Origin of the sequence: Acinetobacter sp. YH12040 (genome assembly GCF_013420005.1) — a bacterium.
Classification (GTDB): Bacteria; Pseudomonadota; Gammaproteobacteria; order Pseudomonadales; family Moraxellaceae; genus Acinetobacter; species Acinetobacter amyesii.
The window spans coordinates 119,117-135,513 of record NZ_VOZB01000006.1; the positions used below are offsets into that span (position 1 = coordinate 119,117).

Genomic DNA, 16,397 nt, shown 5'->3' on the forward strand with positions numbered 1-16,397 from the left:
GTTATAAATGATGAATGAATTTGAATTATTTTTGAATTTGGATAATTTGGCTATTTAAGTCATCAGCGTACTTAAATAGACCAAATCAAACAATATAGATGAAAGATTAAGAGAGTTTCGCTTTAATTTTAGCTGAAACTTGTGCAGGATCGGCACGTCCGGCTATGAGCGGACGTAGAGAGTTCATCACCTTACCCATATCTTTCATGCTAGTAGCTTCTTGCGCAGTAATTGTTTGCGCAATGATGGAATCAAGTTCTTCCTCAGTCATAGCTTCTGGTAGAAATTGAGATAACACCTCAATCTCGGCTTGTTCCTTACTAGCTAAATCATCTCGATTTGCACCTAAAAAGGCTTTAACCGATTCTTTGCGTTGTTTGATTTGCTTTTCAATGACCGCAAGAACTTGCTTATCGTCAAGCTCTATGCGCTCATCGACTTCGATTTGCTTGATTGCTGCCTGTAGACTACGTATTACCGTTAACTTGTCCATTTCTTTAGCACGCATAGCGGCTTTTAAAACTTCAGTTATTTGGTTTTTTAAAGTAGTCATTTATCTTGTCCAGGTTAGTCAATCAATCACAAATTAATCTTAGTAAAGGCGAGTAGTACGTACTGATTCGCGAGCCAATTTCTTTTGGTAGCGTTTAACAGCAGCAGCTTTTTTACGTTTACGTTCTTGAGTTGGTTTTTCGTAGAATTCACGTTTACGAACGTCAGCAAGAACACCCGCTTTTTCGCATGAACGTTTGAAACGACGGATAGCTACGTCTACTGGTTCGCCTTCTTTCAATTTAACTTGTGGCATGAAGAATCCTCATTAAGTTATGGATAAGATCTCGGGTCGAATTACCCTTGATCACAAGTGAAGGTCAGTATTTTACTCATTTACATCTCATATCACAAGTCTATAATAGGTTTCGCAATATTTTGAAATGGGCAAAAGGCAGTTTAATGATCGTTTTAGGCTTGGAAACTTCGTGTGATGAAACAGGACTCGCACTCTACGATAGTGAGCAAGGATTACGCGGACAAGTATTGTATAGCCAAATCAAACTGCATGCAGAATATGGTGGTGTGGTACCTGAATTAGCTTCACGTGACCATGTGCGTAAGTTAATTCCGTTATTAAAACAATTGCTTGAAGAAAGTCAGATGGATAAATCTGAAATTGATGCCATTGCATATACTCGCGGGCCGGGCTTGATGGGTGCATTAATGACAGGCGCATTGTTTGGTCGTACGTTGGCATTTGCACTGAATAAATCTGCAATTGGTGTACATCATATGGAAGGTCATATGTTGGCGCCGCTGTTGTCTAAAACTCCACCAGAATTTCCATTTGTGGCACTTTTAGTCTCTGGCGGACATACTCAATTGATGGCTGCTTATGGAATTGGTCAATATGAATTATTGGGTGAGTCGATTGATGATGCAGCAGGTGAGGCATTCGATAAAGTCGCTAAAATGATGGGTCTACCATACCCAGGTGGTCCAAATATTTCGAAATTGGCGATCAATGGTGACATCAATGCCTTTGAATTTCCACGTCCAATGCTACACCAAGGTTTAGATTTTTCATTTAGTGGTTTAAAAACTGCCGTTTCAGTTCAACTAAAAAAAGTTGAAGGCGAAGGTCGTGAGGCGGATATCGCTGCATCATTCCAAGAAGCGTTGGTTGATACATTGGTGAAAAAATCAGTGAAGGCCTTAAAACAAACGGGTTTAAAACGTTTAGTTATTGCCGGTGGTGTAAGTGCAAACAAGCGTTTACGTGAGCGCTTAGAAGCTGACTTGGCAAAAATCCGTGCAAATGTGTTTTATGCAGAACCTGCGCTGTGTACAGATAATGGTGCAATGATTGCGTTTGCAGGTTATCAGCGTCTTAAAGCGGGTCAGCATGATGATTTGTCTGTTACAACTACACCGCGTTGGCCGATGACGGAATTAAGTAATCCAAACGAAGCGTAAAAATCGTTAAAAAAAGAACCGCATTTGCGGTTCTTTTTTTAATCTAAATTTGAAAATAACTGCGCGCTGCTGATTTTTCGCATAAATCCTGCACGTTTTAATGCCAATGTCACCATGTTGGTATTGCAAGATTGAATGCCTTCAAAATTACCAAGATCTTCTGTAATGAGTTTCCATAAATCACTTGAATCATTACATAGGACATGCCAGAAAAATTGTGAATCTCCACTAATGCCAAATAGGCAGCGTGTGTTTTTAAGTTCAGACAAGGTCTTGGCAATTTGATTTGCTGCATCTGGACGAGCTTTAATCAAAATAATCGCTTCGGACTTATAGCCCATCAAACTGGGTTCTACATCGACACGAATGTTGAAAATGCCTTCTTCCAATAAATCATTCAATAATTTCTGAGTTTTATGTTCACTGAGTTCGATTTGCTCTGCCAAACTTTTAATAGATGAACGCCCATCAATAGACAGAGCATGAATCAGTTTTAACTCTATTTCAGTCAAACTTCTAAAATTGACGTTTTTATCGCTTGTACCTTCTAAAGCTTTGGGTTTGCTTGCCCAAGTAAATGGTTTTAAAACGGCTTGGGTTTCTACGGTTTTAATATCCGGAATATGCGTAACAAAATCATGCATCCAAACAGAGAGATCGGCGGCCTTTTCTAATCCAATTTCAAGGAAAATATCGGCAAGTCCTGTGGTTAGAAAAACAATGCGTACTTCTGGACGGTTTGCAAAAAATTGCGCAACTTCTTTTTCCTTCCCAAATTTCACACTGATCCAGACATGAACGGTGTAACCCTTATTGGCAACCACAGGATTTAATTCAATTGCAGTTCGTATAACTTGGTCATCTAGCAATCTACCTAGACGTCGAGACAGCTTTTTTTCAGGGACATCACTAATCTGGCTCAGTTCTCGCCATGATCCTCTCGGATTGGAGATAAGAGCTTTGATGCATGCAGTATCGATTTCGTCGAAACTAAAAGATTCACTCATGATGATTGACTTGTCCAAAAACTAATTATAATCTAAATTTAAGTCTAGAAAATAAAATACAACCTGTATTTATGTCTAAATATTAAATGAGACGCTTATGGATGAGTCAAAAATGCAAAACTCAATTTCCACACAAGGAAATGTATCACAAAAGAAAGTTATTCTTGCAGGAACTGTAGGAAATGTTATTGAATGGTTCGATTGGACGATTTATGCAACTTTTGCAGTATTTTTCGCGAAACAATTTTTCCCTTCAGATGATCCAACTGCATCCTTGCTTGCGACCTTCGCAATTTTTGCTGTAGGTTTCTTCATGCGCCCATTAGGTGGAATCGTATTGGGTATCTTTTCTGACCGCTATGGTCGAAAAGCAGCTTTGGCCGCAACCATCATAATGATGGCAGGTGGTTCTTTGATGATAGGTCTTTCACCAACCTATGAATCAATTGGTATTTTTGCGCCGATTATTTTGGTATTAGCGCGATTACTTCAGGGTTTATCTTTGGGTGGTGAGTTCGCTTCAGCGGCAACTTATCTTTCAGAGATGGCACCGAAAAATAAACGCGGATTCTATTCAAGCTTTATGTTTTTCAGTTCAGCGATTGGTATTTTGATGGCCTCAGGTCTTGCTTGGGCTTTAACAAGTACTTTAACTGAAACCCAAATGAGCGAATACGGATGGCGTATTCCGTTTATTTTGGGTGCGATTGGCGGCTTGGTGGGTATGTGGATTCGTAAATCAGTACCTGATAGCGAAATGACCCATAAAAAAGAATCAGTAAAAAATCCTTTGGTTGTACTGGTTAAACGTCATCCGAAAGAAACGCTTCGTATTGTGGGTATTTCTATCTTAACAACATTTGCATTCTATATTTTTGTGGTGTATGTCCCGACCTATGCCATTAAAGTTTTAGGCGCAGAGCCACAAACAGCCTTTGCTGCAAATACTGTTGGCTTAATTATCTTTATGTTGTGTCAGCCTGTATTTGGCTGGCTATCAGACAAAATTGGTCGTAAACCGCAGTTGATTGTATTTGCTGTGGGATATTTAGTGTTCTTTTATCCAATCATTAAATGGATGGATGGTACGTTTGCATCTATTTTAATGGTCGAGCTTTTTGGCTTGGTTTTATATGCTTTATATACCGCCATTGGCCCAGCAGTCATGTCTGAACAATTTCCGACAGAAGTACGAGCTGTCGGTATTGGCGCACCCTACAACTTGATGGTGGCTTTACTCGGCGGCACAACACCGTATGTGCTAACTTGGCTACAAAGTATTGGTAAACAAGATTACTTCTATTTTATGGTATTGGTTGGCGCATTATTAACATTAATCACATTTATGAAAATGCCTGAAACGGCAGGAAAAGGTTTGGAAGATATAAAATGAATATTGTGAATTTATCTGCACTTGAGCTTGGTCGCCAGATTGCCTGCAAAAAGATAACTTCAGTAGAGACAGTTCAATTTTATATTGATCGAAACCAAACATTTAAACATCTAGATTGTATTTCGGAATTATTCGAAATCGAGGCTTTGCAACAGGCACAACATTTAGATGAGTTGCTTCAGCAAGGCACACGATTGAGTCCATTTCATGGTGTGCCAATTTTACTAAAGGATAATCTGGATGTAGCGGGTCATATCACCTATGCAGGTACGGTTTATTTAGATCAAAAAGCGCAAGCGAACTGTAAACTGGTTGATCAATTGCAAGATTTAGGTTTTGTGATTTTAGGTAAAACTAAAATGACCGAGTTGGCTTTTGGTTTGTCTGGTCAAAATCCAATGCAAGGCACACCTAAAAACCCGTGGGCAGAGCAGCAATTTGCACCGGGTGGATCATCTTCAGGTTCAGCGGTTGCTGTGGCTAGTGGTCTTAGTCCTATGGCCTTTGGCGGTGATACAGGTGGTTCGATTCGTACACCAGCAGCATTAAATGGCATATTTGGTTTTAAACCTTCAGCCCATAAAATTGCCGACACGGGTGCAGTACCTTTATCCAAAACTTTAGATACTCTAGGGCCTTTTGCACGATTTGCAGATGATATTAGCGCTTTAGTCAATGTATTGATGGATGTAGATGTTGGAGCGGCATCAAGTCAAAATGTAATTTATGCTTTAGATGAATCTGCATTTCCATATCCGCTTGAGCCTGAGGTATTAACCCTTTGGCGCGAAGGGCTAAAACGCATTGAATCATTGGGAATCGAAATTAAAAACTGGCAACCACCTGCACATTTCGATTTTCATGATTTATCGGACCGGACGTCTGACATTATTGCTTATGAAAGTTATTTATATCATGGCGATACAGCTGAAAATGCTGAAACACAGATGTGGGAATTAGTTCGTCAGCGTGTGCTGCGCGGTAAGAGTGTTACACAGGAAAAATACGAGTCATTGATTGCACAGCGAACTGAGTTTCAGCAAACATTTAAAGCTTCTTTAAATGGTCAATGTTTGCTGTTTCCAGTGAGCCCATTCCTTGCAGCTGTGTCTAGCTCAATGGATATCGAGTTTAGTCATGTGGGTGAATACACGCGTCCATTTAACTATTTAGATGCACCAAGTTATGCTTTTCCAATGGCTCAAAGTGAAAGTGGACTGCCGATGGGTATTCAGTTGGTTTCATATCAAGCTAATGATATTAATGTGGTAAACACAGTGCAGAAAATTGCCAATGGTTTAGGTATTCGTTCTGTGCTTCCACCTATTTGTCAGAATTAACGAATCATTTGTAATATTAAATAAAAAAAGAACCGCTATTGCGGTTCTTTTTTTATTTAATTTTTTGGCTCTAGGCTTGTTTAAGTTGTTCTGACCCAATCCAATGCTTTGAAAATTGATAAGCAGCACGCCCTGAACGTTGCCCACGACCTTGACACCAACGTAGTGCCTCAGCACGCGCTTCATCTGTCCATGGCATCTCGGCTTTAGCCAAATAATGTTCAACAATTTCTAAATATAAATTTTGATCCATTGGATAAAAAGACAGCCACATCCCAAAGCGGTCAGAAAGAGATATTTTTTCTTCAATCGCTTCTTGTGGATGAAGCTCAGTATATTGAGGCACATCTACCTTGGTTACAGGTGTGTTTTCATGCATGAATTCAGGCAATAAATGACGACGGTTACTGGTAGCATAAATAATAAAATTACTTGAACCTGATTGTAATGAACCATCCAAAACACTTTTTAAGCTGCGATAGTTTTCATCTTCAGCATTGAATGCCAAATCATCACAATATACGATAAATTTTTCAGGGCGATGTTCAATCAACTTTTGGATTTCTGGCAAATCAGATAAATCATCACGCTCAATTTCAATTAAACGTAAACCTTGGTCTGCATAATGGGTGAGCAGAGCACGTACGATGGATGATTTACCTGTACCACGAGAGCCAGTGAGTAAAACATCATTGGCAGGTAAGCCTTTTAAAAACTGTAAAGTGTTTTGAATCACTTTTTCTTTTTGACGTTCAATTCCTTTTAAGTCTTCTAAATACATGACTTTGGGCTGTTTAATGGCCTTAAGCTGCTTATCTTGCCATTTGAAAGCGATACTCGAAAAATCGGGTGCTTGTTTAAGCTCAGGCAAACTGTGCTGTAGTTGTAAGAGTACAGTAGATAGCGATTGAAGGATGTTGTCAGGTAAATCAATTGTAGCCATGATAAGTCAGCTTGTCGTGTCTTGTTGTTGGTTGGTATATGACAGCAGTGTACATCAATAATGCAGTTATAATCGCCTCAATATGTCAAAGTTAAATGATTGTTCTAGGAGATCAGCGCTATTCGAATAACCAAAAAGTTGTTATAAATCTAGCTGAGTGAACAGTTTAAAGTGTGCTGAGGGATAGTCATGTTGTTTACAGGGTTTTCAAAAAGTATTAATCCACATCAGGCATATCGGATAAAAAAATTAAAGCGTCAGCTCGACCGTGCTGAATGTTATGAAGAATGGAAAGATATCGCACTTAAAATAGATGAAGAATCGGGTGCGCAAGAATGGAAATTCGATAATAGTTCACCGTATTTTGATGCAGAAATTATTACTCATCGTTTAGGGTTACTGAGACGATATCGTGCTCAGAAACGTACTCGAGATTTGATGTACATTTTAAGTGAAGGTTTAACTTATGATGTGGGCAATATTGCCCATCCCTTGCTGTTTACAGAAGCCTACGTCGGCACCAAAAAAATTATTGAAGACTATGTTGATGAGGTGAGTCAAAGTTTGGCATTTATCGCATCTGAAGAATGCGTTTGTCTTGATGCTGCACAAAAAATTGAATTCTTTGAACAAAGCCAAAAAGCCTATGGTCAACCTGTTTTGATGTTTTCAGGCGGTTCAACTTTAGGTTTGTTTCATACCGGTGTGTGTAAAGCACTGATGGAACAAGATTTGATGCCAAAAGTTCTGTCTGGTTCCAGTGCTGGCGCAATTATGACCGGGATGTTGGGTGTATCTAAACCATCAGAATTTACCAATTTATTAAAAGGACAAAATTTCTTTAGTGAGGCATTTCACTTTCGTAAATTGACTGAGTTAGTGCAGGGTAATGGCGGTTTGGCAGATGTAAAATATCTGAAAAAGTTTTTGGTTGAAAACTTAGGTGACTTAACTTTTGCCGAAGCATATAAGCAATCAGGTCTGCATATCAATGTGGCAGTTGCGCCTTATGATGCATCACAAGATGCACGAATTATGAATGCGTATACATCACCAGATTTGTTGGTGTGGAGTGCAGTGTTGGCATCTTGTGCAGTGCCCATTCTATTTCCACCGGTACGACTGACCAGTAAGCGTTATGACGGGCAATTTACGCCATATATGTCGGCAACGCGTTGGGTGGATGGCAGTGTGCGCAGTGATTTCCCACAGGAGAAAATGGCGCGTTTGTATAATATTAATTATAGTATCGCTAGTCAGGTCAATCCGCATATTGTGCCGTTTATGCAGGATGATGCTTCACGCTTTCGTAAAAGCATGTTGAGTTGGCCTGAGCGGATCGTTCGTCGTCAAGGTAAGGTGATTAGTAAAGGGGTGATGGATTTTGCCCGTGAGCGTGCAGGAAGTATTCCACCTGTTAGACGTTTGCTTGATCATGGTTATGGCGTGGTGGATCAGCGTTACTATGGTGATGTCAATATTGTGGGGAAATATGGCTTAAGACACTATAGTTATATGTTGCAAAATCCACGACCTTATCTGTTTAAAGTATTGCAGCGTGAAGGTGAAAGAGCTACTTGGCCGAAGATTTCATTAATCGAAACGCAAGCCCGCATCGGTAAGACCATTCAGCATTGTTTGGAATTATTAAATTATCAAAATGAACCCAGTCAACGACATGCAGAGTTTATTGCAGTTTAAGTCCGCGGATTTAACGCAAATCATTTATGAGCCAAAAACCAAATCCAAAAGTTTGGTTTTTGGCCGTCGTTCATATCAATTTCAATTCAACCAACAACATTATTGGCTCAAGGCGCAAGTCAGTGACAGCAGCCCTGAACATGCAGCTAGTTTTGGTCGAGAAATTGAGCTGTACCATCTATTTAGTCATGCGTCTACACAAGACAGCATCACGCTACCTTTTCAAGTGATAAAAGAGACGCATCTCAGTATTCAGCAAGAGCCTATTGATCGCCTATTAATACTGCCGAATGCTGAGCCTTGGTTCTTACAGCCTGTATCGAATTTGAGCATTGAGCAGGTGAGGCAAGTGCTATGGCAAGCACTCGATGTTGTTGAACGATTAAGCTTGCACGGTTGGATACATGCAGATTTAAAACGAGAGCATTTTGTGAATTGGCAAGGGCAGTGCAGACTCATCGACTTTGAGCAAGCGCTACCATTAGATTTTGATCGGCAAAATGCCTTAACTGCGACACCACGTTATATGGCTCCAGAACTTTTCCATGGACAAGCAAAATCTTTGCACAGTGATATCTACGCATTGGGGATAATTTTCTTGGAATGGCTGACATCACAGCGTTTAGAGGCGAAAAACTATGAAGATTGGGCCTATTTACATTGCCAACGCTTAAAGCTTGATCTGCCGATACAATATCAAGGGTTTAATCAGCTATTGCAACACATGTTGATGAAGCAAAAAAATGACAGATTGGTGGATTTTTATCGCTTAAAAAGCGACTTAGTTGCTGAATTTGCTTAAGAAAAATACAAAAAAGGCACTATTGTTTTTTATTTAAACAAACAAGATGCTTTTTTATAAAAAAGGCTTGTCATGTAGGGGTGATCTCTATAATATACACAGCCATCGGGGACGTGGCGAAATTGGTAGACGCACTGGATTTAGGTTCCAGCGCCGCGAGGTGTGAGAGTTCGAGTCTCTCCGTCCCCACCACTGAATTACTAAACATGAGTTTAGTAGTGAAGGTTACAGAGGATTGGTGTAATGGTAGCATGACGGTCTCCAAAACCGTTCGTCAAGGTTCGAATCCTTGATCCTCTGCCAAGTTTTAAAAATAGTCTGACATTGTCAGCAACCCTGTTGGGGACGTGGCGAAATTGGTAGACGCACTGGATTTAGGTTCCAGCGCCGCGAGGTGTGAGAGTTCGAGTCTCTCCGTCCCCACCACTTAATTTATTAAGTTGCCAAATAAACAGGTTTTTAAAACAAATTTAAGTCTGACATTGTCAGCACCCGAGTTGGGGACGTGGCGAAATTGGTAGACGCACTGGATTTAGGTTCCAGCGCCGCGAGGTGTGAGAGTTCGAGTCTCTCCGTCCCCACCATTAGATTAAGCAAGGTTTTATACCTTGCTTTTTTGTTTTTGAAATTCGAACAAATCAGTGTCTTAAACATGGTCTTTTTTGAAGACTAATTCTAATAAAAAAATCTAATGAAAGAATGATGAACGAAGAGATACAGCAAGATGTCTAATCTTGCTTTTTGATTGTCTAAAATTTCTCTCGTTAAAATGAGTCAGTAAAACAAAGGTGAAAAAAAGCCCGAATATACGGGCAAATTTTGAAATGCGGATTCGAATCAATCGAATTAAATCATTTATTTCTAATCGTTCGAATAAATTATAAAGAAGATTATGCCTTTAAATGATCTTCAAACTCTTCACCGAGCTGCATGGCCAAAGCATTACCAGACAAGTCTACAGTCACTAGACCATATTCTTTTTTAAAACTGAATGTAAATCCACGATTATCTGCCAGTGTACGAACAGAATATCCTAACTTTTCTAACCAAAGACGGAAGGCAACTAAATTTTTTGCTTTAACCACTTTTTTCACGAGCGAACTCCTTATCAATCATTAAAATATTAAATAGGGGTGTCAAAATATTTTTTAAAGGGGAAATGAAAAACTTTTATTTAAAATATGAAATTTTGATGGATAAATAAACAGATTATTGGCTTGTAAACGGTATAAACTCATTTAACTTGCTGTTTTATAAAAAGCTAAACTTAATGTAAGTAAATATAACGTATTTAAAAATTAGGTTTTTGGCAGTTGGATTAAAATATATCCTATGTGCATAGAGAAGCTGTGCGCAAAATAAACGATTGCTTGGCTTAGAATGCACAGCTGTTTGGGTATGCAGTTGTGGATTGCAAATAACAGCTTGTTCAAAGCCTAATTCGCTGGATAGGTGAGCTTGCAATGCTATTTCTCATCAAGATTTATCGAAATGCTTTTATACTATGTTCTATTGGTATAAGTAGATTGAACGCATGCAGAACATTGAGCACAATGTCAAAGCAAAAATTGAACAGATGCAACAAGCGGGACAGACGCCTGTTGCGGTGATGCTTGGACATGAAGATTGGTTGGTCTTTTCGGAGCAATCCAAAGTGGCATATACACCATTTGGTAGTGCACGACGTTATCAGCCGGCATTAGGTGGTTTATTGATGGTACGTATCGATGAAATGCAAGCCGTTCGAGTTGTGACTCAAGCTGAATTGGATGAGTTTGCTGCAACCAATCAAATTTTATAAACATAAAATGAAAAATCGGCCCGAAACATTCATCACAAATAAAACAGTTTATTTGTGATGAAATCTAAAATGCTTATACCTCGCAATCCAATTAAAAATTGTCTTTAAGTTCTCTTAAGCGTTGAAATGCTTCAACACTTTCTGCGCGTAAAAATGGATTGGTTTCTAGTTCTAATTCAATGCTGCTTGGTAAAGTACATTGCCCGAGCATGCGTAGGGATTCAACCTCATCAAACCGCTGTTGTATGGCAAGGTTATCAGGTTCAACATGCCGCGCAAACTGCGCATTCGATAGGGTGTATTCGTGAGTACAATACACTTGAGTTTCTGCAGGGAATGCGGCAATACGGTTCAATGAATCGTACATTTGTTGAAAAGTACCTTCAAATACACGTCCACAGCCCATAGCAAATAATACGTCGCCACAGAACAGTGTATGAATGTCATCGATAAAATATACGATATGACCAAGGGTGTGGCCGGGCGTTGCTGTTATTTCAACTTCAAGACCATGAAATTCAAAACGGTCATTATGATCGAGAGGATAATTCACCCATGGAATACGGCTCAATTCTGCACGGGGACCATAAACGGCAATGTTTTTATCCTGAATAAGTTCCGGTACGCCACCGACGTGATCTTTATGCCAATGCGTTAACCAAATTTGTGTGAGATTGAGTTGATGTTCCTGACAATAGCGCTCGACTAAGGCAGCTTCAGTAGGATCTACCGCAATGACATCATGGCTTTCGGTGTGTTCAAGCAGCCAAATATAATTTTGCAGTGAATTTTTGACATCCAATGTATGTATTTTAAACGCCATATCCATTCATTCAATATTTAAAATTAAGTTAAAGTTAGCATGAAAATGCTCAAAACTGATGATTATCCATTTTTAGCCCTAGATAAACGACATATCTCACAGCGCTATTTTAGTCTGGTGTCTCGTCTACAGATACAGGATTACCAATGGTATAAAAGTGCCCGCCAGCAACATGGTGTAGGCTTTTCCATTCATCTTCTACTTCATGATAATACCAATGTCCGTTACGGAAGACGCGGTCGTCTGCATAGGCAGCAATGACTTCGCCAATAAACAGATCGTGCGCTTGTTGATTGTGCGGCTCAGGAATAAGTTTGCACAGTAGCCAAGCAGCACAACCTTCAACTACAGGAATATCTGAGTGATTAAATTGAAATAATTCCACGCCACATTGGCGTAATTTTTCTGGCGCATCACGTTGGCTCATCATGCCAAGTGCATAGACGAGTTTGAGTTGTTTCAGTGTCGGTACTTGTAAGGCGAAATAGCCTGAATTTTCAATAATCTCTCGTGTTTTAGTTGACTTATCCAGTACTACCGTCACTTTTGCTGGGTTGAATTCTAAGGCGCATGCCCATGCTGCAGTCATCACACCAGTATGGGTTTGATCCTGAGCAGAGACGAGCACAGTTGGTCCGTGATTTAAAAGTCGGTATGATTTTTCTAAAGGAACAGGGTGAATATGCGTTTTCAAAATTGTACCTATATTTAAGTGCATCTAAAACTTAGATGTTTTATTAAAAAGTGTTGTTACATAGCATATAACGCATGAAATATTTTCAAAAGCCTTTAATATAAATCACTAAATCAGGAGTTCTATCAATGAAAATGTATCAAGTGGACGCATTTACCCAAGTGTTATTTAAAGGCAACCCAGCGGCGGTTTTGGTGTTGGATGAATGGTTAGATGAACACTTGATGCAACAGATTGCTTTGGAAAATAATCTGTCTGAAACTGCATTTGTGAAAAAAATCGACAGCAGCAATTATGAAATTCGTTGGTTTACGCCGACCACTGAAGTGGATTTTTGTGGACATGCGACATTGGCCAGCAGTTATGTGCTTTTTGAGTTTTATACTGTAGAAAAAAACATCCAATTTCATGTCAAAAATCTCGGTATTTTTAGCGTAAATAAAGCTGAAGATGGAAAAATTCTGATGAATTTCCCTGTGCGTCGGGCACAGGTCGTGAGCGAATATCCTGAAGAGCTACGTCTAGGGTTGAGTCAACCTTTTAAGCAGGTTTATCTGAATGCGCAGGCGTATATCGTGGAATACGAAACGGCTCAACAGGTTTTGGATGAACAACCGAATTTTGAAATTTTAAAACGACTCGGCAAAATCCGCACCGCAATTACAGCGCCGGGTACGATTACTGATGTTGCAATCACTGCGGCAGCCCAGCAATATGACTGCATTTCACGCTATTTTGCACCGGGTAATGGCATCAATGAAGATCCTGTTACGGGTTCTATTCATACCGGAATCGTCCCTATTTGGGCAGAACGTCTACAAAGACGTCAGATCTTGGCATATCAAGCATCAAGTCGTGGTGGTGAACTACACTGTCAAATGCTTGAAAATGACCGGATAGAAATCTCAGGCTATGCGTGTTTGTATATGCAGTCGGACATTTATATCTGAACATAAATCAAATACATGCTGTCGAAATCTGCGGCATGTATTTAATAAAAAGTAACTATTAATCCTGAAAAGCTCAGCATAAAATCAAAACCAATCTGATCGACAGCACTACGCTGATCGATGCTAAATATAAAGGACACTTGAATTACATGCGTATTAAACATTTAACGCTTTCACTTTTTTTTGCAGGTTTAAGTACAAGCCTCTTTGCTCAACCTGTATTGGTTAAAACTGAACAAACCATTGAAGAATATAAATTAGATAACGGTTTTCGTGTGGTTTTGGCGCAAAACGATAAAGAAAGCAAAGTGTTTATGAATACGGTGTATTTCACGGGTTCTTTAAATGACCCTGCGGGCAAAGGTGGTTTGGCACATTTGCTCGAACATTTGGCCTTTAAAGGCACTGAAAATGTCAAGGGTGATGAATTTCAGCGTCGCTTAGACCAATTCACGCTGATGACCAATGCCAGTACTGATTATTATTCAACGAAATACACCAATGTGATTCGTCCTGAACAAAGTTCAATCGATCAAGTTTTGCATTTAGAAGCAGAACGGATGGACAAATTGGTACTTCAGGAAAAATTTGTACCGACAGAAATTGATATCGTTAAGCGTGAACGTGAAATTCGTTTAGATCAGCCATTTTCAGTGTTAATCGACCAAGTTTTAAAAGAAGCCTATGGCAATCAATCTTTAGGCCGCTTACCGATAGGTGATTTGAAAGAACTTCAATCGATCAATATGAACGAATTAAACCAGTTCTATCGCCGTTGGTATGCGCCAAATAATGCAGTGATGGTGATTTCTGGTAAGTTTGATAAAGCGGCTGTATTAAAACAAATTGATCAACAATTTAGCCCAATTGCCGCACGTCAAATTCCTGAACAGGCCAAAGTCCCTAAATTAGATGGAACGAAATTAAAGCAACGCGAATTTACTGTTCATAAGGGTAGTGACTTTGGTAAATTTAATATTTATTTAAATGGTGCAGTCGAACCGATTAAAACTGCTTTGGCGGTATCTCCAACTTTGTATACCTTACAGCCAAGTGGGCATTTGTATCAAAGCATGGTGGAAACAGGGACAGCAACCGCAGTTCAATCGACCACATGGTTAGATAAAGATTTTAATTTGGTGTTTATGGGGGCGATATATGGCCCAAGTCATGATGCAAACAAAGTGGCAACCAGTCTTGCACAAGGTGTGGAGCAGAACAAAGCCTTTAACGATGTTGAACTGAACCGTGTTAAAAGCTTGACTCGAAATATGGCTGACAATGTTAAGAATAGCGCTACGGCTCTTGGCGAACGTCTCAGTTCTTATACTGTGGCTTATAACGGGGACTGGTCTCAATATTTCCGAGACTTAGATAAAGTACAAAAGCTGAGTGTAAGCGACGTGAATCAAGTGTATAAGGATTTTCTAAAGCCTGAATACCGTGTCACAGGAAATATTCTACCAACACCTGAAGACCAGAAGAAAGCACAGCAACAGGCTGCGTCGAAACCTGCTGAAACTTTAGATCAGCAAGTGCCTGCAGAAGAGCCGTTGAAAGACGCGAGTGTTTATCGTGCTGAAGTGAAGCAATATGTTGCAGAGTCTAAGCAATATTTAAATCAGAAAGAAAAGCAGATTCAGCGCGCTAAATTTAAAAACGGCATTCAGTATGCATTGTTTCCAACTAAAACACGTGACGACAAGACCTATGCTACGATTGCATTGGATTTTGGTACAGCGCAAAGCTTAATGAATAAAGGTGAGTTGCTAGATTTGACAGCTTATCTCATGTTCCGTGCATCTAAAGATCAAAGCTTACAGCAAATTGCCGATAAAATTATTGATGTTGGTGGTGGTGCAACGGTCAGTGCAAATGATAATGGCCTGATGATTCAAGTGGTTGCTCGCAAAGAAAAATTTGCTGAATTTTTGCAATATGTCATTGATGTTATTAAAGCACCAGCATTTGAACAGTCACAATTTGATTTAATCAAAGCACAAAGTTTATCGAGTTTAGATCGACCTTATACAGAGCCGGATACCGTTGCTGCAATGACGCTGTCGCGTATTGTTGAGATCTATCAGCCGGGGGATATTCGTTATCACTTCGAACCTGAACTTGCGAAAAAACAAATTGAGTCGGCTACACGTGATCAAGTGCAGCAGTTACATCAGAAATTCTTTAAAACACAGCACGCACAAATTGCGGTAACAGGTGATTTTGATACCAAGCAAATAGAAAAAATTCTGAAAAAAGAATTTGCAGATTGGAAAACCAGCGAGCCATATCAACGCTTAGAGTCTACATTTACAGCGTATCCTGCACAGAAAGTGCATGCATTGTCTGAACAGCGTGAGTTTGGTAGTTACCAAGCCATTATGACTCTACCTGTAGGTGTAGAGCATACCGATTCTCCTGCGTTACAAGTATTACGCCACATACTCGGTGATTCACAGTTGTCTTCACGTCTAGCTCAAGAGTTACGTGAAAAGAATGCACTGGTTTATGGTTTTAGTGCAGACATTAATTTTGATGAATGGGTGAATTCAGGTGTACTGAGTATTGATGCAAACTACACTGCGGGTAAATCAGCACAAGTTTCTCAGTCTGTTCATAAAGTGTTGCAAAACTTATTGAAAAATGGCGTGACGGAACAGGAAGTAGAAGCAGCCAAAGCCAGTATTTTGAAAAAGCGTTTAACTGCACTTGAAGATGACCGTCGCATTCATAGCATGTTGATTCCACAGTTAGAAAAAGGTCGTGATTTAAACTATCGTGAAAAGCGTGATCAACGCATTGCTAGTTTGACCAAAGCGGATGTTAATGCTGTCATCAAAAAATATATTCAACCTGAGCGTTTGGTTGAGGTGATGGCTGACCAATATGGTCAAGCTGTAAAATCTACTCAAAAATAAACTTAATAAAAAAATCCTCCATCTGGAGGATTTTTTTTGAGCTGCATTGTATGA

The 16,397-nt window shown here is 39.6% G+C and carries 15 protein-coding genes and 4 tRNA genes; 12 read left to right on the forward strand and 7 right to left on the reverse strand.

Annotated elements, in window-relative coordinates; translation table 11 throughout:
- Positions 1 to 106: 106 nt before the first annotated feature.
- Both FTT99_RS08710 and rpsU read right to left on the reverse strand, forming a co-directional pair.
- Positions 107 to 553: a GatB/YqeY domain-containing protein gene (locus tag FTT99_RS08710; protein WP_078193617.1), complete on the reverse strand. Its 447-nt coding sequence runs from the start codon at positions 551 to 553 to the stop codon at positions 107 to 109.
- A gap of 39 nt (positions 554 to 592) precedes the next feature.
- A complete protein-coding gene (gene rpsU / locus FTT99_RS08715; RefSeq protein WP_001136722.1) occupies positions 593 to 808 on the reverse strand; it encodes a 30S ribosomal protein S21 in 216 nt (71 codons plus the stop codon).
- Between the two features lie 146 nt (positions 809 to 954).
- Here rpsU and tsaD point away from each other — a divergent pair, with 146 nt between their 5' ends.
- Positions 955 to 1,971 (forward strand): tRNA (adenosine(37)-N6)-threonylcarbamoyltransferase complex transferase subunit TsaD, encoded by a 1,017-nt coding sequence (gene tsaD / locus FTT99_RS08720; protein WP_180129480.1) that lies wholly within the window; start codon positions 955 to 957, stop codon positions 1,969 to 1,971.
- A 38-nt stretch (positions 1,972 to 2,009) separates the two neighbouring features.
- On the opposite strand, the gene FTT99_RS08725 is transcribed toward tsaD, so the two are convergent.
- Positions 2,010 to 2,978: an Lrp/AsnC family transcriptional regulator gene (locus FTT99_RS08725; RefSeq protein ID WP_180115229.1), complete on the reverse strand. Its 969-nt coding sequence runs from the start codon at positions 2,976 to 2,978 to the stop codon at positions 2,010 to 2,012.
- Positions 2,979 to 3,075: 97 nt separating this feature from the next.
- Between FTT99_RS08725 and FTT99_RS08730 the strand changes: the two genes are divergently transcribed.
- Positions 3,076 to 4,371 (forward strand): MFS transporter, encoded by a 1,296-nt coding sequence (locus FTT99_RS08730; protein WP_180129478.1) that lies wholly within the window; start codon positions 3,076 to 3,078, stop codon positions 4,369 to 4,371.
- Entirely contained in the window at positions 4,368 to 5,711 is a 1,344-nt protein-coding gene (locus FTT99_RS08735) for an amidase (RefSeq protein WP_180129476.1), read from the forward strand. Before FTT99_RS08730 ends, FTT99_RS08735 begins: the two co-directional genes overlap by 4 nt.
- A gap of 70 nt (positions 5,712 to 5,781) precedes the next feature.
- Here FTT99_RS08735 and FTT99_RS08740 read toward each other — a convergent pair whose 3' ends face one another.
- On the reverse strand, positions 5,782 to 6,654 hold the full coding sequence (locus tag FTT99_RS08740) for an ATP-binding protein (protein ID WP_180129474.1): 873 nt from the start codon (positions 6,652 to 6,654) through the stop codon (positions 5,782 to 5,784).
- Positions 6,655 to 6,843: 189 nt separating this feature from the next.
- Here FTT99_RS08740 and FTT99_RS08745 point away from each other — a divergent pair, with 189 nt between their 5' ends.
- The 6 genes from FTT99_RS08745 (at position 6,844) to FTT99_RS08770 (ending at position 9,741) form a co-directional block, all read left to right on the forward strand.
- Entirely contained in the window at positions 6,844 to 8,355 is a 1,512-nt protein-coding gene (locus tag FTT99_RS08745; RefSeq protein ID WP_180129473.1) for a DUF3336 domain-containing protein, read from the forward strand.
- The gene (locus tag FTT99_RS08750) at positions 8,333 to 9,157 is read left to right on the forward strand and encodes a protein kinase (RefSeq protein ID WP_257229249.1); all 825 of its coding nucleotides are present in this window, start codon (positions 8,333 to 8,335) and stop codon (positions 9,155 to 9,157) included. The genes FTT99_RS08745 and FTT99_RS08750 overlap by 23 nt, the downstream gene beginning before the upstream one ends.
- A gap of 107 nt (positions 9,158 to 9,264) precedes the next feature.
- Positions 9,265 to 9,349, forward strand: a tRNA-Leu gene (locus FTT99_RS08755).
- Positions 9,350 to 9,386: 37 nt separating this feature from the next.
- A tRNA-Trp gene (locus tag FTT99_RS08760) sits at positions 9,387 to 9,460 on the forward strand.
- Between the two features lie 38 nt (positions 9,461 to 9,498).
- Positions 9,499 to 9,583, forward strand: a tRNA-Leu gene (locus FTT99_RS08765).
- A 73-nt stretch (positions 9,584 to 9,656) separates the two neighbouring features.
- Positions 9,657 to 9,741, forward strand: a tRNA-Leu gene (locus FTT99_RS08770).
- 306 nt (positions 9,742 to 10,047) lie between these two features.
- On the opposite strand, the gene FTT99_RS08775 is transcribed toward FTT99_RS08770, so the two are convergent.
- Complete coding sequence (locus tag FTT99_RS08775; protein ID WP_078188846.1) at positions 10,048 to 10,251, reverse strand: hypothetical protein; 204 nt, start codon at positions 10,249 to 10,251, stop codon at positions 10,048 to 10,050.
- A gap of 440 nt (positions 10,252 to 10,691) precedes the next feature.
- Here FTT99_RS08775 and FTT99_RS08780 point away from each other — a divergent pair, with 440 nt between their 5' ends.
- A complete protein-coding gene (locus tag FTT99_RS08780) occupies positions 10,692 to 10,958 on the forward strand; it encodes a hypothetical protein (RefSeq protein WP_257229248.1) in 267 nt (88 codons plus the stop codon).
- Between the two features lie 91 nt (positions 10,959 to 11,049).
- Here FTT99_RS08780 and gloB read toward each other — a convergent pair whose 3' ends face one another.
- Complete coding sequence (gloB, locus tag FTT99_RS08785; RefSeq protein ID WP_180054508.1) at positions 11,050 to 11,781, reverse strand: hydroxyacylglutathione hydrolase; 732 nt, start codon at positions 11,779 to 11,781, stop codon at positions 11,050 to 11,052.
- Positions 11,782 to 11,890: 109 nt separating this feature from the next.
- A complete protein-coding gene (locus FTT99_RS08790; protein WP_180129470.1) occupies positions 11,891 to 12,499 on the reverse strand; it encodes a flavin reductase family protein in 609 nt (202 codons plus the stop codon).
- A 104-nt stretch (positions 12,500 to 12,603) separates the two neighbouring features.
- Between FTT99_RS08790 and FTT99_RS08795 the strand changes: the two genes are divergently transcribed.
- Together FTT99_RS08795 and FTT99_RS08800 are read left to right on the forward strand one after the other, a co-directional pair.
- On the forward strand, positions 12,604 to 13,425 hold the full coding sequence (locus FTT99_RS08795; RefSeq protein ID WP_180129468.1) for a PhzF family phenazine biosynthesis protein: 822 nt from the start codon (positions 12,604 to 12,606) through the stop codon (positions 13,423 to 13,425).
- A 149-nt stretch (positions 13,426 to 13,574) separates the two neighbouring features.
- Positions 13,575 to 16,343 (forward strand): pitrilysin family protein, encoded by a 2,769-nt coding sequence (locus tag FTT99_RS08800; protein ID WP_180129467.1) that lies wholly within the window; start codon positions 13,575 to 13,577, stop codon positions 16,341 to 16,343.
- Positions 16,344 to 16,397: the final 54 nt, after the last annotated feature.